Below are 17,547 nucleotides of genomic sequence, written 5' to 3' on the forward strand. Positions count from 1 at the left end.
ATGCTGGATAAAAACGGAATCGCAAAACGGATTGCAAAAGAGGTCAAGGATGGATACTACGTCAATTTGGGCATTGGCATTCCAACTTTGGTGGCCAATTTTGTTCGTGATGATATTAGTGTGGAGTTTCAAAGTGAAAATGGGGTGCTTGGTATGGGGCCTTTTCCTTTTGAAGGGGAAGAAGATGCGGATATCATCAATGCCGGAAAACAGACCATCACCACCTTACCGGGAGCTTCTTTTTTTGACTCGGCCTTGAGCTTTTCCATGATTCGCGGACAACATGTGGACCTTACCATTTTAGGGGCAATGGAAGTGGCAGAAAATGGGGATATTGCCAATTGGAAGATTCCCGGCAAAATGGTCAAGGGAATGGGAGGAGCTATGGATTTAGTGGCATCCGCAGAGAACATAATCGTGGCCATGATGCATACCAATAGAGCGGGGGAGTCCAAATTGCTAAAACGGTGTACGCTTCCACTAACTGGTGTAGGCTGTGTAAAAAAGATAGTGACAAACCTAGCCGTTTTGGAAGTGACTTCCAAAGGTTTTAAACTTCTCGAACGAGCACCAGGAGTACCTGTGGAAGAGATTCGGAAAGCCACTGAAGGAAGCTTGGTTGTGGATGGAGAAATCCCCGAAATGAAGATTTAGCAAATACCAACCGTTTTTTTACAACAAAATAAAACCATTACACAACATTAGTTTTAAATTACCGATCATCGAGTTTATATTTGGTTATATCGAATTTTTTACCCAAATTAACACCTAATAAAACTATACCATGGCAGCCAAATTAAACCACACCACAATGGACGAAAATGTTCAAGTGTACCGAAACGATTTCTTCACAGGATTTATGTTATTGATTAAGAAGCTTTTTATGCTTTAGACCAACATATATTCCCCCTGAAAATCTTAGAGCCGACACTTTGTTAGGCTCTTTTTTTTGGAATAAATTTGAGGAAAAGTAATCATGGGCCTCAATTTTAGGGAGTGTCAAACTTCTGATTTGGATGAGTTGGTGAAAATATCCAAAGATACTTTTGCAGCTGCTTTTGAAAAGGATAATAATCCCGATGATTTCCAAGACTACATTCAAAAGGCGTTCAGTCCTGAAAGTTTGGAAAAAGAACTGAAGAACCCCAATTCCATTTTCTATTTTGTGTTTGATGGTGAAACCTTGGTAGGATACTTTAAGTTGAATATTGGTGCCGCCCAAACCGATGTCCATGACAAAAATGCTGTGGAGTTGGAGCGGATTTATGTGAAACAGGAATACCAAGGGAAAAAGGTGGGGGCCAAAATGCTCAATGAAATTTTGGATCTTGGTAAAAAACACAACAAAGAATACTTATGGTTGGGGGTGTGGGAACACAACCCCAAGGCCATTCGTTTTTACCAAAGGCATGGCTTCCAAAAGTTTGGGGAGCACCCTTACTATATTGGCACAGACAAACAGACGGACTGGCTTCTTCGGTTAGACCTTTAAAAAGCTTTCCAAAAATAAAATATCACCTTCCGAACGCAACTTGTAGGCAATAGAGTTTTCAAAAGCGGCATGAATCAATAACGAAATAGCCTGTGCATTGGCCTTGGTAAGGCTGTTGGTTCGGTACACCACATCGCGAATGGTTGAAAAGCTAATGCTGCAGCGAATAGCAATGTTGGCATAATCGTCTTTGGATACATTTCGTCGCAAAGTTTCGGAAAGCCGTTCACTGATTGGTTTGCCGTAATCTTCTTTTGAAAAGATATCATCACTTTTGATGACCAACCCTAGATTTTTAATAGATCCCATCTCAATAGTTTAGAGGATTACTAATTATTTTACTGGGGTCTCATCCTATTTTCTATATTTGGCTTGTAACCCAATTACAGAAAAGTGGCGGAATCGCTGCGGCTAGTGCATATTGCGTAACAATATTACACAATATACTGAATATATGTATATAATTAAACAGTTAAGGCGTAAAAAAAATATCAGCCAATCTAAATTGGGTAAAGAAATTGGGGTCAGCCTCCGTACCATTCAGCTTTACGAGCGCAAGAACGCTAACATTCCCATTAAAAATCTCACCAAGATTGCCAATTTTTTTGATATGACCATTGCGGAACTCTATCTGCAAGAGGTGAACGATTTGGGCGAATCCTATACCAAGAAGCAACCCTTTACCAAACATGGCAGTGTTTTTTATCCTTTGGATCATGGAAAATATTTGGTGATGGCACCCTTGGTGATGGTAGAATGGCATAAAAAATATATTGAAAGCTTGGAAAAGCAGCAGGGTAGGATACCCTTTCAATCTGCATTTGTAATTGATTTTTTAGCGAAGGAACCCCATCGCATTTTTGAGGTTTCCGGTGATTCCATGAATGATGACAGCCTCAATGCCATTCCCAACAAAGCATTTGTCTTGGGATTGGGCCTTAAGAAGGAATCCTTTACAAAGGATGATGAAACCCTTTGGGACAAATCTTATATCTTGGTCTGCAAGGACCGAATCATCTGTAAGCAGCTTACAGGGTATTCCAAGGAAAAAACTGTGCTACTATGCCATAATTTGAACACCTCTCCGGAGTTCCAGGATTTTGAGTTGCCCTTAGACGATGTGCTTCAGGTTTTCAGGATTGTGAAAAAGCAACTGTAGCCATTCAATACTCAAATTGAATTCAAGATTTCCGAAGCTTTTTCCAAAACGTCGTTGGTCTTCGCAAAGCAAAACCGCAGGAATTTCTTGTCATAATCTGCTTTGCAAAATACAGAGACCGGAATGCTCGCAAGCTTATGCTCCTTTATCAATCGTTCCGCAAAGACTGTATCTTTTTCGTTCGTGATATCCGAATAATCCAATAATTGAAAATACGTGCCAGCCGAAGGAACCATTTTGAATCGGGAGCCTTTTATCGTATTTAAAAAGACATCCCTTTTCTCCTGATAAAAACCACCGAGGTTTACGTAATGCTGTGGATTTTTTAAATATTCAGCTAATGCAATCTGCATCGCATGGTTCACTGAAAACACATTGAACTGATGTACTTTTTGGAATTCCAGCATCAAGGGTTTTGGGGCCACGCAATACCCCACTTTCCAACCCGTGGCATGAAATGTTTTTCCAAACGAAGAGCAGATGACACTTCGAGCCGCCAAATCTGGATATTTAGCCACGCTCTCATGCAGCTCTCCATCAAAAACGATATGCTCATACACCTCATCGCTCAATAAGATGATATTGGTATCCCTTAAAATTTCTTGAAGCTGGAGCATATCATTTTCAGACCAAATGGTGCCCGTAGGATTATGCGGCGTGTTGATGATGACCATTTTGGTCTTTGGGCTTATCGTTGACCTGAAGGCACTCCAATTCATCTTAAAATCGTTTCCCTCTAGTGGCAACGGAATACTTTTGGCTCCAAAAAGGGAAATGGCCGGTTCGTAGCAATCAAAGGCGGGTTCTATGACGATGACCTCATCTTCTGGCCGAATAAAAGCAGCAATGGTGGTAAAAATAGCCTGAGTTGCCCCGGCTGTAATGGTGATTTCAGATTCGGGGTGATAATAGTGGCCATACAAACGCTCAATTTTCTCAGATATGGCTTCCCGAAGGGAAAGCACCCCTTGCATGGGGGCATATTGATTATGCCCTTTTTTAAAAGCCTCACTTACCAACTCAAGAAGCTCTGGGTCTGGATCAAAATTGGGAAATCCCTGGGATAGATTTATGGCATTATGGGCACGGGCCAGTTGATTAATGGTTGTAAAAATGGTTGTGCCTACCTGTGGCAGTTTAGATGTTGGTTCAATCATCGGCCTGATGTTCTTTTAATACTTTCAGTACTTTTTGCAAGCAACGTTCCAAATCTTTTTTCACTTCGGTTTCCCAAAATCGAAACACGGTATAGCCCATTTTTTCCAATGCTTCGTTCACCTCCTCGTCCCGCTGGATGTTACGTTCAATTTTAGGGATCCAGAATTCGCGGTTGCTTTTGATTTTGTGCTTTCGTTCCTCCCAATTGTACCCATGCCAGAACTCTCCATCAATAAAGATCACGGTCTTATATTTTTTCAGGGCGATGTCCGGCTTCCCAATGAGTTTCTTGTAATCGATACGATACCGATATCCAGCTTGCCAAAGTGCTTTCCTAAAAGCCAATTCGGGTTTGGTGTTCTTCCCCCGGATCTTGCCCATGATCTTGGAGCGCTCAGGGGTGGTATAAAATCCACTCTCCTCATTGAACCGAGGGACTTGGATGCGCTCTTTCTTGTATTTTTTGGGCATATGGGAATATACGAAGGTTTTCAATGAAAAGTAAACTGTTAGAATATCATTCTGAGCAAAGCGAAGAATCTATTAGTGGACAACAAGATTGTTTGACACGAATATCACGAATTTACACTAATGCTTTTTTGGGCGCTGAGCGTAGTTGAAGCGCAATGAGGTCTCGACTGCGCTCGACCTGACAATATCCAAAGCAACAAAAAACCCAAATTCCAATTGGAATTTGGGTTTTATATATTGAAATGTTATGGTGTCTATCCCTTCAACGAAGCAGATAGATATTCACGATTCATTCGGGCAATGTTGGTCAATGAAATGCCTTTAGGACACTCCACTTCGCAAGCACCGGTGTTGGTACAATTTCCAAAACCTTCCAAGTCCATTTGACGGACCATATTTTGAACGCGCTCCACCGCCTCAATTCTACCTTGTGGCAACAACGCAAACTGCGAAACTTTGGCTGAGGTGAACAACATGGCACTGGCGTTTTTACAAGCGGCTACACAAGCCCCACAACCAATGCAGGTAGCGGCGTCCATAGCTTCGTCCGCGTCGTGTTTGTTAATGGGAATGGCATTGGCATCCACAGTGTTTCCGGAAGTGTTCACAGAAATATAACCGCCAGCTTGTTGAATTCTCTCAAAAGCGCTTCGGTCCACGATTAAATCTTTGATGACCGGGAATGCCTTGGCTTTAAATGGCTCAATGACAATCGTATCGCCGTCATTGAATTTACGCATGTGCAATTGGCAGGTAGTTACCAATCGGTCTGGGCCGTGCGGTTCTCCGTTGATTTGCAAGGAACAGGTCCCGCAGATACCCTCTCTACAGTCATGGTCAAATTCCACGGGCTCTTCTCCTTTGGAAACCAACTCTTCATTTAGGATATCCAGCATTTCCAAGAAAGACATATCACCTTCTACACCGTCAAGGGTATAATCAACTATTTTACCTGGTGAAGATGCGTCTTTTTGACGCCATATTTTTAGATATAATTTCATAGTTATGTAGTTGTTCGTTGTTTGTTGTTCGTTGATGGGTTTTCCATCAACCATCAACTTTTAACTATTTATAACTCCTTGTTTTTAATTCAATATTCTCATACACCAAATCCTCTTTGTGCAACTTGGCATCTTTGGGCTCGCCCTTGTATTCCCAAGCGGCCACATATTTAAAGTTCTTGTCATCTCGGAGTGCCTCCCCTTCCTCGGTCTGGTACTCTTCGCGGAAGTGACCCCCACACGATTCGTTTCGGTGCAAAGCATCTTTGGCGAACAGTTCACCCAGTTCCAAGAAGTCGGCCACGCGTCCCGCTTTTTCCAATTCTTGATTTTTGGAATCGATGGTTCCCGGAACTTTTACATTTTCCCAGAAATCTTTACGAAGCGCTGCAATTTCCTTGATGGCTTCTTCAAGCTCTTTTGCATTTCGGGCCATACCGCACTTGTTCCACATGATCTTGCCCAACTTTTTGTGATAGTAATCCACGGAGTGGATTCCGGTGCCGGACATCAGTTTCTCCATGCGTTCACAGACTTGCTTTTCAGCTTCATCAAATGCTTCGGAATCCGTCGGGATTTTTCCGGTACGGATATCATGGGACAAATAATCCCCGATAGTGTACGGTAGTACAAAGTAACCATCAGCCAGACCTTGCATCAAGGCCGAAGCACCCAAACGGTTGGCCCCATGGTCGCTAAAGTTGGCTTCACCAGCCGCATAACATCCGGGGATAGTAGTTTGCAGGTTATAATCCACCCAAAGACCTCCCATGGTATAATGTACCGCAGGATAGATCATCATTGGGGTTTTATATGGATTTTGATCTACAATTTTTTCATACATCTGGAAGAGGTTGCCGTATTTAGCCTCGATAACTTCTTCACCCAATTTTATAATGGTAGCTTCGTCTGGATTTTTAATACCGGAGGTCAAGGCTTTTTCTTTTCCATATCGCTTAATCGCCGATGCGAAATCCAAATAAACAGCTTCACCTGTTTTGTTTACCCCAAATCCGGCATCGCAACGTTCCTTGGCAGCTCTTGAGGCCACATCACGAGGCACTAGGTTACCAAACGCTGGGTATCTTCGCTCCAAATAGTAATCTCTATCTTCTTCGGCAATCTCTGTTGGCTTCAATTTGCCTTCCCGAATGGCAACGGCATCTTCCATTTTCTTTGGTACCCAAATACGTCCATCATTCCGAAGGGATTCGGACATCAAAGTCAATTTTGATTGATGCTCACCGGACACGGGAATACATGTTGGGTGGATTTGCGTAAAACAAGGGTTAGCAAAGAAGGCCCCCTTACGGTGCGCCCGCCAAGCGGCCATTACATTGCTTCCCATGGCATTTGTGGAGAGGAAGAACACATTTCCATAACCTCCTGTGGCCAACACAACAGCATGACCACTATGTCGTTCAATTTCACCAGTTACCAAATCACGGGCTATAATTCCACGAGCTTTGCCATCCACCAGAACCAAATCCATCATTTCATGACGGGTAAACGATTGAATCTTACCTCGATTGATTTGTCGGTTCATAGCGGCGTAGGCCCCCAACAACAATTGCTGTCCGGTCTGCCCTTTGGCGTAGAAGGTTCTTGAAACCAAAACCCCACCGAAGGAACGGTTGTCCAACATGCCCCCATATTCTCGAGCAAAAGGAACGCCTTGAGCCACACATTGGTCAATGATATTTCCAGATACTTCGGCCAAGCGGTATACATTGGCTTCACGCGAGCGGTAGTCACCTCCTTTTATGGTATCGTAGAACAGACGATAGTTACTGTCACCATCCCCTTGATAATTCTTGGCTGCATTGATACCTCCTTGGGCAGCAATGGAGTGCGCCCTACGTGGAGAATCCTGGTAGCAGAAAGTCTTTACGTTGTACCCCAACTCGGCCAGAGTTGCAGCGGCAGCACCGCCTGCCAATCCTGTTCCCACAACAATAATATCGATGTTCCTTTTGTTTGCAGGGTTAACAAGATTTATGTCATTTTTATGTTTGGTCCATTTATCGGCCAGTGGCCCAGATGGAACTTTTGAATCCAATATGCCCATACTTAATGTGTTATTGGGTTAAAGTGGTGATACAGGGCGATGAATGCAAAGCCCAAAGGAATGACCACCGAAAATATTTTAGTGAATGTCTTTACGGCAGGCGTGTATTTGTTGTTCCATCCCATACTTTGGAACGAGGAAGCAAACCCATGCCATAGGTGAAGAGCCAACAATACAAAAGCCACTACGTAAAGAATGGTTCTCCAGAACGGCTCAAACTTTTCTACGGTTTCGTGGTAGTATCGGGTGGGATCTTCCGGGGAAACCTCAATGTATTTGTAGGCCATCTCATGTACCCAGAAATCGTAGAAGTGCAATACCAAGAAAGCAAGCACCACCAATCCGGAATAGATCATGTTTCGGGAAACCCAAGGTGCATTGGCACTGCCCTTGTACTTTACATAACTGCCTCCCCTGGCTTTTTTGTTCTGAATTTCAAGCGCAAAACCCATTACAAAATGGATGATTACGCCCGCAATCAAAATAGGCTGCAGTACAAATTGTACCAAAGGGTTGTATCCCATAAAATGGGACCAAGAGTTAAAAGTTTCCGGATCTATGACCGAAGTAATATTAATGGTAAAATGTTGTGTGAGAAAAACAACCAAAAAAAGACCCGAAAGCGCCATTACCACTTTGCGGGCAATTGAAGATTTTATCAATCCACTCATTAGTGCTGGTTTTCTGACAAATTTACGGTACGGTTAAGTTTTTAACAAGCTTTCAACATCGTAAAACCAGTTATTTAGACTGATTTTAAGCTTGTGCGAAATTAAATCAATGAAAAGGTTTTGTTACATTGATTTGCGGAGACTATTCATTTCAAAATTAGTAGGGAAGGAATCTATTCTAGGATTTTTGACCGATATTACAGAAGATTTTAACCAACCTAATGCCATGGACATTGCCATTTTATCCGTAAGCCTCAATGTACATTCCACAAGAAGGATAGCTCAAGAAGCACAGGAGGCGGGGCATTATATTGAAATGATCGACCACACAAAATGCTCTGTAAAGTTGGGTGCGGACAAGCCCCAAATTTATTTGGATGATGAAGACATCACCGATGAGTTTGATGCCATTATTCCTCGAATTGGCACTACGGTCACAAGACATGGCGCAGCCATTGTCAAGCAATTTGAGATGAACCATATCTTTAGTACGGCCAGGTCATTGGGAATTACCCGGGCTCGGAATAAAGTTCGGACGTTGCAGATTATGGCCAGAAAGGGAATTCCCATACCGGAAACCGTGTTTTCCATCAATCCCCATAATGTTGAAGACCAGATCAAACTTTTGGGAGGAGGACCGGTCATCATAAAATTACAGGAAGGTACCCAAGGCAAAGGGGTGATGTTGGCCGAGAGCAAGAAATCGGCAAAATCCATTATCGATACCTTATACAATATGAACACCAGTATTCTGCTACAGGAATATATTGAAGAGGCCCATGGCGAGGACCTTCGGATTATTGTGGTGGGCAACAAAGTGGTGGCCAGCATGAAGCGGACCAGCCATATGGATGACTTCAGGTCCAATGTACATCGCGGTGCGGAGACAGAAGCGGTAAAATTGACTCCAAAAGAGAAATTCATCGCAATAAATGCCACCAAGCACTTGGGGCTTGGAGTGGCTGGGGTGGACCTTATCCGCTCCAAAAAAGGACCTTTGCTGATAGAGGTCAATGCTTCACCGGGTTTAAAAGGAATTGAAGCTGCAACCAATGTAAATGTTGCCAAACATATTATTCAGTTTGTAGAAAAGAATGGGCGCAGAAAACGAAAATAAGACGCTGACCATAAATGGTGAAACCATTGCTCCGGGAGAAAATAAACTGTTGCAATTGAACATTGCGCGACTTCCAACCGGTACTTTGATAGATATTCCCGTGCATGTATTCAATGGCAAAAGGGCGGGGCCAACCGTTTTGGTCCAAGCGGGATTGCATGGCGATGAGATCAATGGTGTGGAGACTTTACGAAGGATGCTTCAAGAAAACAAATTCGCCATAAAAAAGGGAGCCGTGATTGTAGTACCGATTCTAAACATATTCGGATTTATCCATTTTTCTAGGGATGTGCCAGACGGGAAGGATGTAAACCGGAGTTTTCCGGGGCGGAAGACAGGATCATTGGCCAGTCGGATTGCCCATACCTACACCGAACAGATTTTACCCCAAGTCGATTTTGGCATAGACCTGCATACGGGAGGAAGCCAACGGCACAATCATCCACAGGCAAGGTATACCTCAGGAGATGCCCAAAGTGAAGCCTTGGCCAAAGCATTCAATGCCCCATTTTATTTTGCCTCGAAATTGATAACTGGTTCTTTTCGGAAGGCCACGTATAAAATGGGAATTCCTACCATGGTCTATGAGTCAGGGGAGAGTATGCGCTTTGATGAAAATGCCATAGCCATAGGGATGCGTGGGGTGGAAAATGTGTTTCAATTTTTGGGGATGGTATCAAAAGGAAAAAAGGTAAAGCAAGAACCATCTATTCATCTGGAATCCACTCGTTGGATTCGGGCACCACGAGCTGGAATGTTTATTCCGCAAGTGGGCAACGGCGAGGCTGTGAACAAAGGTCAGGTTTTGGGACTGACCACGGATACATTTACCAAAAAGAACAAAAAAGTAAAGGCACCTTATGATGGACACGTCATCTGCGTTAACCATCAAGCCGTGGTAAACCAAGGGGATGCGCTATTCCACATAGGGCGTTAACCCTGCTTTTTTCTCATCAATTTTTGATAGACTCCACTTAATGGCATTCTCAAGATCGGAGAATTGCCGAATGTTGTCCTTGAAGAACATTTTTTCCAGCACAATGCTGGACAACCCGCCTTTGTTGTAGGCAACAACAGAGTAAAATTCGAGTTGGTGCCTGTTCTTGTAGAATTTCAGCCAATCTGTTGGGATTACAGAGTAGTTGTGAATTCGGTTGGAAATGTAAGCGATAGGGTTGTCCTTACCAAGGATTTCATAGGCAATATTGATAATTTTTTTGGCCATGGTCCAGTTGAAGACCACCCCTTCTTTGATTTCGGAAATAACCAATCCATCAAAAAAATAGAACACACCAAAATCACACTCCCGTATTTCCCGGATGTTCTTAAAATAATCAATTTCCTTGACCGTCTTTTTCATGGCGAACAAACACTTTATCACAGCCCTTAAAATTAAGGAATCCGTTTATGATAGAAACAAAACTTTATGAACACCCGAGCTGCACTAGTGTATTGGCCATTTCAATTGACGGGGCCTGATGCAATTTGCAAATTAATAAGAAGGGATATTAACTAGAGATAACTCAACCACCACTTTTGCCGGTTTGCGGTTTTGTAGGTATTGTACCATTTGCAAAGAGGGAACAGTGCCGAGGTCAGCAAAATCCAAATGAGGTAGACCACCCACAATCCAAAACCGTAGCCCCTAAGTTGCGGTTGAAGTGTTACCCATAAGTCGATGACCATATCTGAGAAGCTAAATCCGGTTGCAATGGCAGCGACAACGGCCAACGCATGGATAACATAGATATGAACAATGTAAAAAAACATGGGAACGCGACCAATGATCACTAATTTTTCGGCCCATCGATTTTGCACATTTTCCACCATGGCGAGGAAAATTAAGGAGGGTCCCAAAGTAATCAACAGATAGAGCAACGATGGAGGATATTTAGTGACGTTAAAGTACGAAGCAATGGTCATGCCAAGAGAATTCTGTTGGGCCCATGCATACGGATCACCATATATGTTCAGGGTTCTGATGACAAAAAACAGTACGGTCAATCCCAACCCCAATTGGAATAACCTTTTTATTCTGAGTTTTGAATCATACGTAGGTTTGTACAATTCTCCAAAATAATACCCCAAGGGCATCACAAAAATCCATGGAATTATGGGATACCCAACAAAAACTTGAAAGCTGCCCATATCCACAATATTAAACACATGCAAAAAAGTCCAAAAACCTGAGGCAACCGAATCTGTAGGCGCAATTGGGTCCAATAGATTATGACCAAAAATCACTACCAAAGCAAGCCCGATCATCAACTTTTTGGGGAGGTGTATAAATCCGGCCAAGAAAATCATGCTGATGCCCAACACCCAGATCACCTGCAGGAGTATGGTGGAATAATCCAACTTAAACATCCAAGCCAATTTTATCACCGTTAGTTCGGCTATTACCAACCAAAGTCCACGTTTCAGCAGCCAAACGGACAATGATTTTTTATCCAGCCGTTGACCCACAAAAAAAGCAGAGGTTCCAGCAAGAAAAACAAAGACTGGAGCGCAAAAATGCGTCACAAAACGAGTCCAAAACAAGGGAACGTTGGTTTGCGAAATATCTGCTGGGTCGAACAGATAGGCATCGGCATGAAAATAATCACGAACATGGTCTAGTGCCATGATGACCATGACAACACCACGTAGCATGTCAATGGATTTGATTCGGTTTTTGCGGTCAGATTTCATAATTGCTGCGGTTTCAAATGTGTGAATGGTAACTGGTTGATGTATTGGAATTTACTAGGCCAAACTACACAAATCCCATGAAAAAATTGACCCGAAAATTGCTTTATTTTATGGGGACCCAAACTTCCTCTTCGGCAGTGCTGTCGAAAGGGCTATATCCAACAGGCATAATTTCAAAATGGGGTCTTTGGTCAACACTGAACCCTGATTTTGGCATCCATTCCCCAAAAATAAAAGCAGCAGTTTTTGGAAAATTGCTTGGTAGGCCCTTATGCATAAAAACTGCATATTTTCCTGAAACGGTTATGGTTTCCATGGCTTCGGGGACTTCGGAAAAATGTTTGGATGCAATGGCCGCCCATTTTTCAAATTCAGTATGGGGATTCATTTTCGAAGTTGTGGTATCCATATCAAAAACTTGAACAGAATACTTTTCAATCTCCTTGGAAACTTTTAACGTGATCAACATTTTTTGAAAACGCTCCCATAACGAGCGGGTTTCATTTTTTGCGGTCGAGGTCTGTATGCGAAGGCCCACTAGTTCTGTTTGGGTTAGGTCAACAATTTTTGGGGATTTCATTTTTCCATATTTTTAAGTTGTATGCCCAAGGCCTTGGTGGAGAGCTGCACTTCCAAAAGTGAAAGGACCAATGAGATGACCAAGAACACCAAACTGATTCCAAAAATGACATTGGCCCAAATATCCAGTTCCACATAAATGAGAAACATGGTAATGGCGGCCAACAAAAAACTGATGATGGCCGTGGCCTGCATGTTCTTAATGATTCCCAACCGTTTGCGTAGCTGATGAATTTGTTCTTTTAAAGGCTGCGCCGAGGTTTCCTCAAACTGTTTGTGCAACTGCCGAATAAGAGCTGCAATAGCCAAATAACGGGCATTATAGGCCAACATGGTAAGGGAAATGGCAGGGAACAATAGGGCGGGAATGCTTAGGTTGAGCTGCATGTATTTTTCTTTGAACAGGGAAGGTATGAATTTGTCTTGGGGAACACAATTACCTACATTTGGGCCAACCAAATTATTCATATGAAATATTCTCCCATAGACAGTAATCTGTTTGTAAAAAATCGCAAAAAATTCACGGCACAGATGAAGCCAAAAAGTATAGCCGTGTTCAATTCCAATGATATCTATCCCATAGGTGCCGATAGTACCTTGCCTTTTGAACAGAGCCGAGACCTTTTTTACCTCTGCGGTGCCGATCAAGAGGAAACCATTTTGTTGTTGTTTCCGGATGCCATGGATCCCAAGCACCGTGAAATATTGTTCGTTAGGGAGACCAATGACCATATTGCGGTTTGGGAAGGTGCCAAACTTACCAAGGAAAAAGCCACGGAAGTATCAGGCATTGAAACTGTGTACTGGCTCACAGATTTTGACAAGGTCCTTTTTGATTTGATGACCGAGGCGGATACCATTTATTTCAACACCAATGAGCACTACCGCCAAGCGGTGGAGACCCAGACTCGTGAAGATCGTTTTATTGAAAAATGTAAAAAGGATTTTCCTGCCCACCAATGGGCCAAGAGCAATCCCATTTTGCAACAAATTCGGGGAATTAAGGAACCCGAGGAAATTGCTATCATGCAGACCGCTTGCGATATTACCGAAAAGGGCTTCCGAAGAATTCTTGAATTTGTAAAGCCAGGGGTTTGGGAATACGAAATTGAGGCTGAGTTTTTGCATGAATTTGTTCGGAACCGTTCCAAAGGATATGCCTATGCACCCATCATTGCAGCTGGGAACAATGCCAATGTACTCCACTATTTGGAAAACAACCAACAGGTAAAAGATGGTGATATGATCTTATTGGATTTGGCTGCCGAATATGCCAATTATTCTTCGGACATGACCCGGACCATTCCTGCCAACGGCAGATTTACGGATAGACATAAAGAAGTGTACAGTGCTGTACTTCGGGTAAAAAATGAAGCTACCAAAATGTTGGTGCCTGGCGTTATTTGGGCTGAATTTCATAAGGAAGTTGGTAAAATCATGACCTCAGAACTGATTGGTTTGGGACTTTTGGATAAAGCTGATGTCCAGAACGAAAATCCAGATTGGCCTGCCTATAAAAAATACTTTATGCACGGCACCAGCCATCATATTGGATTAAACACCCATGATTATGGAGAATTAAAAACGCCCATGAAACCCAACATGGTCTTTACCGTGGAACCTGGAATTTACATTCCAGATGAAGGTATGGGCATTCGTTTGGAGGATGATGTGGTCATTCAGGAAACGGGGGAACCCTTCAACCTGATGCGCAACATTCCTATTGAGATTGAAGAGATTGAGGAGTTGATGAATGCCTAATGCATCCGCTACGAAAACATATTGAAGAACTGATTGCATTGACCGATGAGGAATTCGATATGGTTTTGAGCCATTTTGAACCCATCCAAAAACGAAAACATCAGTACATTGTCCAAGAGGGCGATTTGGTGGACAAGGAATATTGGATTCTAAAAGGATGTCTCAAAAGTTATTTTTTGGATGATGAGGGAAAAGAACACATTCTTCAATTTGGCATGGAAAACTGGTGGATCACTGATTACGAATCCTTCATCAAACACATCCCTTCAAAAATTTCAATAGACTGTATTGAGGACAGTGAACTCCTGTATATTACCTTTGAAAATAGGGAAAAACTAACGGCCCAAATGCACAAGATGGAACGCTTTTGGGCCAAAAAAAGCAAATTTGGAAGAATTGCGCTCCAAAACAGGATTCTTTCCCTCCTAAAAAATTCGGCCAAAGAGCGCTATGATCTTCTTTTGGAACAATATCCGCAGTTGTTTCAACGGGTTCCCAAAAAACTCATCGCAGCTTATTTAGGGGTGTCGCGAGAGACCTTGAGCCGATTACAATCCTAGACTGACTATATTTTGTGACCTACATCACACCAAATCTGTGATATAGGTCCTTCCTCAGCTATTTATCCCACCGCACCTTTGTAGGGTAATTTTAAATAGAGAAAAAATGCCATACGTAAACATTAAGGTTACCGATGAGCAGGTAACCCCAGCCCAAAAACGGAAATTGATTGAGGGCGTTACCCAATTGTTGGTGGACGTGCTCAACAAAAATCCGAAAACCACCCATATTGTAATTGATGAGGTCCCCATTGACAATTGGGGGTATGATGGGAAACAGTATTCAGAAGCAAAAAAACAAAGTGCATGAAAAACAAGACAGTGATTATAACAGGGGCGTCCACAGGATTGGGAAAGGAAACCGCCCGCTATTTTTTGGAAAGAGGCAGTAATGTGGTCATGAACTCCTCTAACGCATCAAATTTGGAAATGACATTCCAGTCGTTGGGATCACCGGACAATGCCGCGTATGTTGTTGGGGACATCAGCATAAGGGAAACCGGAAAAAAATTAGCGGAGACCGCCTTGGAAAAATTCGGGTCCATTGATGTGTTGATCAACAATGCTGGGATTTTTGCCCCCAAGCCTTTTCTTGATGTAAATGAGGCCGACTTGGAAGCATTTTGGAAGGTGAACCTATTGGGAACTTACATTACTTCTCAAGAGGCGATACCCCACATGATTGAGCAGGGTGGCGGAGCCATTATCAATATTGGAACCGTTTTGGTGGACCATGCCATTGATGGGTTTCCAGCAACCGCTCCCTTGACGAGTAAAGGTGCCATCCATGCGTTGACAAGACAACTCGCAGCTGAATTTGGCAAGCAGAAGATTCGGGTAAATACCATTGCCCCGGGAATCATCAGAAGTCCCCTTCAAGGTAAAATTGGGGTGGAAGATGCGGACAGCCTAGCCGGATTACATCTGTTAAACCGGATTGGTGAAGCACTGGAAATAGCAGAGGCTGCCTACTATTTGGCTTCTGCGGAATTTATAACAGGCGAGACCATTAATGTGGCCGGTGGACACACTGTGGGCCATGCCATTTAAAACGATTGTTATGTTCAAAGAAAATAGAGAAGACATAGAGCAACTGATTTTAAATTACTTTGAAGGAATCTTTGAGGGAGATGGGGAAAAACTGGAAAAGTGTTTTCACGAAAACACTTTTTTGTATGGCGACATCAAAGGAGAGGATTACTTAAAAAGTAAATCAGCCTATATTGAAGGTGTTATGAACCGACAAAGCCCAAAGTCCTTGGGAGAGGAATGTAGAATGGGCATAATCGGCATCGATATTTTGGGAAAGGTGGCCATGGTAAAACTGCATGTGCCGTTCTCGGGATACAATTATTACGATTATCTATCCTTGGCCAAAATAGCAGGAGAGTGGAAAATTGTAAATAAGGTTTTTACTCATATTGACTAATTGTTGATTTTAGATGTACTGTTAGGATTGGAGCGGTTTGGAGAATTATCTGAACCGCTTCACTCTTTTAAATTGTACCTTTGAGCATGCTGTTTGCTATACTTCAACAACCGGACATCCAGAAAAAAATGGAAGAAGCCCCGGACAGTGCGTACGAAATTGGCGTGGTCATTGGCAGCTATCTCCCTTTTGTGATCTTGGCGGCAATCGCATATGTCATTTATTATTATAATAAAAAGAAACGGGGTTCTGGATAAGTTTTGGTACTTATCACAAGATCAACATATAAGTGACCTTTTGAACAAAGTAACTATGGACGTTTGAACAAAGTTCACAGTGTTTTTCCCAACTAGTTTTGTCTCAAATAAAACCATAAAAAATGAGACGAAACAATGATCAAGGCATACTTCAAAAATCAATAGGTTCTGGGTTTGATGCCAAGTCGACCACATCAGAAGTAATTAAAGGAATCGATCTTTCCGGGAAAATCGCCATAGTGACCGGTGGCAATACAGGGATTGGACTGGAAACCACCAAAACTCTTGCAGCGGCTGGAGCGACCGTCATTGTTCCAGCACGGGATATTAATAAGGCCAAGAAAAATCTACAAGGCATTGAAAACGTGGAACTGGAAACCATGGATTTAATGCACCCTGAATCCGTGAATGCCTTTGCCGAAAAGTTTTTGACTTCTGACAGGTCGCTACATTTGCTAATCAACAATGCAGGCATTATGTGGGTGCCGTTACGAAGGGATAGCAGAGGAATTGAGTCCCAACTCGCAACCAATTATTTATCTGTTTTTGAGCTGACAGCAAGATTGTGGCCATCATTGAAAAAAGCTAATGGGGCAAGAGTGGTGAATATTTCTTCACAAGGACATCATTTTGCCCCGTTTGACTTTGAAGACCCTAATTTTGAAAATCGCACTTATGAAACTCTTCAGGCATATGGCCAATCCAAAACAGCACTCAATTTATTCTCAATGGAAATGGACCATCGGGCGGAGAGGCATAATGTTAGGGTTTTTTCATTGCATCCCGGCTCCATTGGAGGAACGGAACTTGCACGAGAAGCTCCATTGGAACTGTTTCAGCAAATGGGGTTTTGCGATGCAGACGGGAACCTATTGCCCGAAGTCGCAGCTTCGTTAAAGACCATTCCCCAAGGTGCGGCCACAACAGTTTGGTGTGCCACAAGCCCAACACTGAATTCAATGGGAGGCGTGTATTGCGAAGATGTGGAGATTGCCCCGTTGAGCTTGGATTTGTCAAAAGGAAGTGGTGTACATCCCTATTCTTTGGATGAGGTCAGCGCGCAACGCCTTTGGAAGTTGAGCGAAGAATTGACTGGAGTACATTTTCAAGTGGACTGATCTATGTAATTTTAT

Annotated in this window: 22 protein-coding genes; 12 read left to right on the forward strand and 10 right to left on the reverse strand. The window is 42.8% G+C overall.

What is annotated here, in order from left to right; genetic code table 11:
- Window positions 1-654, forward strand: coding sequence for a 3-oxoacid CoA-transferase subunit B (locus FG28_RS06720; RefSeq protein WP_036381102.1), 654 nt, complete (start codon window positions 1-3; stop codon window positions 652-654).
- A gap of 322 nt (window positions 655-976) precedes the next feature.
- Window positions 977-1,492 carry a GNAT family N-acetyltransferase gene (locus FG28_RS06725; RefSeq protein WP_036381105.1) on the forward strand — a complete coding sequence of 172 codons (516 nt, stop codon included), beginning with the start codon at window positions 977-979 and terminating at the stop codon, window positions 1,490-1,492.
- Here FG28_RS06725 and FG28_RS06730 read toward each other — a convergent pair.
- The gene (locus tag FG28_RS06730; RefSeq protein WP_036381108.1) at window positions 1,481-1,801 is read right to left on the reverse strand and encodes a hypothetical protein; all 321 of its coding nucleotides are present in this window, start codon (window positions 1,799-1,801) and stop codon (window positions 1,481-1,483) included. The two genes, FG28_RS06725 and FG28_RS06730, sit on opposite strands and share 12 nt — an antisense overlap.
- Window positions 1,802-1,946: 145 nt before the next feature.
- On the opposite strand from FG28_RS06730, the gene FG28_RS06735 reads away from it, so the two are divergent.
- Window positions 1,947-2,651, forward strand: a complete 705-nt coding sequence (locus FG28_RS06735) for a helix-turn-helix domain-containing protein (RefSeq protein WP_036381110.1) — start codon at window positions 1,947-1,949, stop codon at window positions 2,649-2,651.
- Window positions 2,652-2,662: 11 nt separating this feature from the next.
- Here the strand turns inward: FG28_RS06735 and FG28_RS06740 are convergent, their stop codons facing one another.
- The 5 genes from FG28_RS06740 to FG28_RS06760 all read right to left on the reverse strand — a co-directional run bounded on the left by FG28_RS06740 (window position 2,663) and on the right by FG28_RS06760 (window position 8,020).
- The gene (locus tag FG28_RS06740; RefSeq protein ID WP_036381113.1) at window positions 2,663-3,808 is read right to left on the reverse strand and encodes a methionine aminotransferase; all 1,146 of its coding nucleotides are present in this window, start codon (window positions 3,806-3,808) and stop codon (window positions 2,663-2,665) included.
- Window positions 3,801-4,304, reverse strand: coding sequence for a very short patch repair endonuclease (locus FG28_RS06745; RefSeq protein ID WP_316930853.1), 504 nt, complete (start codon window positions 4,302-4,304; stop codon window positions 3,801-3,803). The genes FG28_RS06740 and FG28_RS06745 overlap by 8 nt, the downstream gene beginning before the upstream one ends.
- 230 nt (window positions 4,305-4,534) lie before the next feature.
- Window positions 4,535-5,281, reverse strand: coding sequence for a succinate dehydrogenase/fumarate reductase iron-sulfur subunit (locus FG28_RS06750; protein WP_036386242.1), 747 nt, complete (start codon window positions 5,279-5,281; stop codon window positions 4,535-4,537).
- Between the two features lie 64 nt (window positions 5,282-5,345).
- Window positions 5,346-7,349, reverse strand: coding sequence for a fumarate reductase/succinate dehydrogenase flavoprotein subunit (locus FG28_RS06755; RefSeq protein ID WP_036381118.1), 2,004 nt, complete (start codon window positions 7,347-7,349; stop codon window positions 5,346-5,348).
- A 2-nt stretch (window positions 7,350-7,351) separates the two neighbouring features.
- Window positions 7,352-8,020, reverse strand: coding sequence for a succinate dehydrogenase cytochrome b subunit (locus FG28_RS06760; RefSeq protein WP_036381120.1), 669 nt, complete (start codon window positions 8,018-8,020; stop codon window positions 7,352-7,354).
- Between the two features lie 109 nt (window positions 8,021-8,129).
- Between FG28_RS06760 and FG28_RS06765 the strand changes: the two genes are divergently transcribed.
- Window positions 8,130-9,137 (forward strand): RimK family alpha-L-glutamate ligase, encoded by a 1,008-nt coding sequence (locus FG28_RS06765; RefSeq protein WP_231562604.1) that lies wholly within the window; start codon window positions 8,130-8,132, stop codon window positions 9,135-9,137.
- Complete coding sequence (locus tag FG28_RS06770) at window positions 9,115-10,074, forward strand: succinylglutamate desuccinylase/aspartoacylase family protein (RefSeq protein WP_036381122.1); 960 nt, start codon at window positions 9,115-9,117, stop codon at window positions 10,072-10,074. The genes FG28_RS06765 and FG28_RS06770 overlap by 23 nt, the downstream gene beginning before the upstream one ends.
- On the opposite strand, the gene FG28_RS06775 is transcribed toward FG28_RS06770, so the two are convergent.
- The 4 genes from FG28_RS06775 to FG28_RS06790 all read right to left on the reverse strand — a co-directional run bounded on the left by FG28_RS06775 (window position 10,054) and on the right by FG28_RS06790 (window position 12,794).
- On the reverse strand, window positions 10,054-10,497 hold the full coding sequence (locus tag FG28_RS06775; RefSeq protein WP_036381124.1) for a hypothetical protein: 444 nt from the start codon (window positions 10,495-10,497) through the stop codon (window positions 10,054-10,056). The genes FG28_RS06770 and FG28_RS06775 overlap by 21 nt on opposite strands.
- A 152-nt stretch (window positions 10,498-10,649) precedes the next feature.
- The gene (locus FG28_RS06780; protein ID WP_036381126.1) at window positions 10,650-11,828 is read right to left on the reverse strand and encodes a DUF1624 domain-containing protein; all 1,179 of its coding nucleotides are present in this window, start codon (window positions 11,826-11,828) and stop codon (window positions 10,650-10,652) included.
- A 103-nt stretch (window positions 11,829-11,931) separates the two neighbouring features.
- The gene (locus FG28_RS06785; protein ID WP_036381129.1) at window positions 11,932-12,408 is read right to left on the reverse strand and encodes a GyrI-like domain-containing protein; all 477 of its coding nucleotides are present in this window, start codon (window positions 12,406-12,408) and stop codon (window positions 11,932-11,934) included.
- Window positions 12,405-12,794 carry a DUF2721 domain-containing protein gene (locus FG28_RS06790; protein WP_036386246.1) on the reverse strand — a complete coding sequence of 130 codons (390 nt, stop codon included), beginning with the start codon at window positions 12,792-12,794 and terminating at the stop codon, window positions 12,405-12,407. Before FG28_RS06790 ends, FG28_RS06785 begins: the two co-directional genes overlap by 4 nt.
- An 81-nt stretch (window positions 12,795-12,875) precedes the next feature.
- Between FG28_RS06790 and FG28_RS06795 the strand changes: the two genes are divergently transcribed.
- From FG28_RS06795 to FG28_RS06820, 7 genes are all read left to right on the forward strand, one after another.
- Window positions 12,876-14,168, forward strand: coding sequence for an aminopeptidase P family protein (locus FG28_RS06795; protein WP_036381131.1), 1,293 nt, complete (start codon window positions 12,876-12,878; stop codon window positions 14,166-14,168).
- A complete protein-coding gene (locus tag FG28_RS06800) occupies window positions 14,168-14,728 on the forward strand; it encodes a Crp/Fnr family transcriptional regulator (protein ID WP_036381133.1) in 561 nt (186 codons plus the stop codon). Before FG28_RS06795 ends, FG28_RS06800 begins: the two co-directional genes overlap by 1 nt.
- 106 nt (window positions 14,729-14,834) lie before the next feature.
- On the forward strand, window positions 14,835-15,038 hold the full coding sequence (locus FG28_RS06805) for a 4-oxalocrotonate tautomerase family protein (RefSeq protein WP_036381134.1): 204 nt from the start codon (window positions 14,835-14,837) through the stop codon (window positions 15,036-15,038).
- Entirely contained in the window at window positions 15,035-15,778 is a 744-nt protein-coding gene (locus tag FG28_RS06810) for an SDR family NAD(P)-dependent oxidoreductase (protein WP_036381136.1), read from the forward strand. Before FG28_RS06805 ends, FG28_RS06810 begins: the two co-directional genes overlap by 4 nt.
- Window positions 15,779-15,788: 10 nt before the next feature.
- On the forward strand, window positions 15,789-16,157 hold the full coding sequence (locus FG28_RS06815) for a nuclear transport factor 2 family protein (RefSeq protein ID WP_036381139.1): 369 nt from the start codon (window positions 15,789-15,791) through the stop codon (window positions 16,155-16,157).
- 86 nt (window positions 16,158-16,243) lie between these two features.
- Window positions 16,244-16,414 carry a hypothetical protein gene (locus tag FG28_RS20765; protein ID WP_197062674.1) on the forward strand — a complete coding sequence of 57 codons (171 nt, stop codon included), beginning with the start codon at window positions 16,244-16,246 and terminating at the stop codon, window positions 16,412-16,414.
- Between the two features lie 122 nt (window positions 16,415-16,536).
- Window positions 16,537-17,532, forward strand: a complete 996-nt coding sequence (locus tag FG28_RS06820) for an SDR family NAD(P)-dependent oxidoreductase (protein WP_036381142.1) — start codon at window positions 16,537-16,539, stop codon at window positions 17,530-17,532.
- Window positions 17,533-17,547 lie beyond the last annotated feature (15 nt).

Source organism: Muricauda sp. MAR_2010_75, from assembly GCF_000745185.1.
Classification (GTDB): Bacteria; Bacteroidota; Bacteroidia; order Flavobacteriales; family Flavobacteriaceae; genus Flagellimonas.

Bases quoted from the DNA above. Each gene is read 5' to 3' on its own strand.
- FG28_RS06795 (WP_036381131.1), top strand. From the start codon at position 12,876: ATGAAATATTCTCCCATAGACAGTAATCTGTTTGTAAAAAATCGCAAA.
- FG28_RS06790 (WP_036386246.1), bottom strand. From the start codon at position 12,794: ATGCAGCTCAACCTAAGCATTCCCGCCCTATTGTTCCCTGCCATTTCC.
- FG28_RS06765 (WP_231562604.1), top strand. From the start codon at position 8,130: ATGAAAAGGTTTTGTTACATTGATTTGCGGAGACTATTCATTTCAAAA.
- FG28_RS06755 (WP_036381118.1), bottom strand. From the start codon at position 7,349: ATGGGCATATTGGATTCAAAAGTTCCATCTGGGCCACTGGCCGATAAA.
- FG28_RS06775 (WP_036381124.1), bottom strand. From the start codon at position 10,497: ATGAAAAAGACGGTCAAGGAAATTGATTATTTTAAGAACATCCGGGAA.
- FG28_RS06820 (WP_036381142.1), top strand. From the start codon at position 16,537: ATGAGACGAAACAATGATCAAGGCATACTTCAAAAATCAATAGGTTCT.
- FG28_RS06750 (WP_036386242.1), bottom strand. From the start codon at position 5,281: ATGAAATTATATCTAAAAATATGGCGTCAAAAAGACGCATCTTCACCA.
- FG28_RS06770 (WP_036381122.1), top strand. From the start codon at position 9,115: ATGGGCGCAGAAAACGAAAATAAGACGCTGACCATAAATGGTGAAACC.
- FG28_RS06785 (WP_036381129.1), bottom strand. From the start codon at position 12,408: ATGAAATCCCCAAAAATTGTTGACCTAACCCAAACAGAACTAGTGGGC.
- FG28_RS06725 (WP_036381105.1), top strand. From the start codon at position 977: ATGGGCCTCAATTTTAGGGAGTGTCAAACTTCTGATTTGGATGAGTTG.
- FG28_RS06780 (WP_036381126.1), bottom strand. From the start codon at position 11,828: ATGAAATCTGACCGCAAAAACCGAATCAAATCCATTGACATGCTACGT.
- FG28_RS06730 (WP_036381108.1), bottom strand. From the start codon at position 1,801: ATGGGATCTATTAAAAATCTAGGGTTGGTCATCAAAAGTGATGATATC.
- FG28_RS06800 (WP_036381133.1), top strand. From the start codon at position 14,168: ATGCATCCGCTACGAAAACATATTGAAGAACTGATTGCATTGACCGAT.
- FG28_RS06810 (WP_036381136.1), top strand. From the start codon at position 15,035: ATGAAAAACAAGACAGTGATTATAACAGGGGCGTCCACAGGATTGGGA.
- FG28_RS06740 (WP_036381113.1), bottom strand. From the start codon at position 3,808: ATGATTGAACCAACATCTAAACTGCCACAGGTAGGCACAACCATTTTT.
- FG28_RS20765 (WP_197062674.1), top strand. From the start codon at position 16,244: ATGCTGTTTGCTATACTTCAACAACCGGACATCCAGAAAAAAATGGAA.
- FG28_RS06815 (WP_036381139.1), top strand. From the start codon at position 15,789: ATGTTCAAAGAAAATAGAGAAGACATAGAGCAACTGATTTTAAATTAC.
- FG28_RS06760 (WP_036381120.1), bottom strand. From the start codon at position 8,020: ATGAGTGGATTGATAAAATCTTCAATTGCCCGCAAAGTGGTAATGGCG.
- FG28_RS06720 (WP_036381102.1), top strand. From the start codon at position 1: ATGCTGGATAAAAACGGAATCGCAAAACGGATTGCAAAAGAGGTCAAG.
- FG28_RS06805 (WP_036381134.1), top strand. From the start codon at position 14,835: ATGCCATACGTAAACATTAAGGTTACCGATGAGCAGGTAACCCCAGCC.
- FG28_RS06735 (WP_036381110.1), top strand. From the start codon at position 1,947: ATGTATATAATTAAACAGTTAAGGCGTAAAAAAAATATCAGCCAATCT.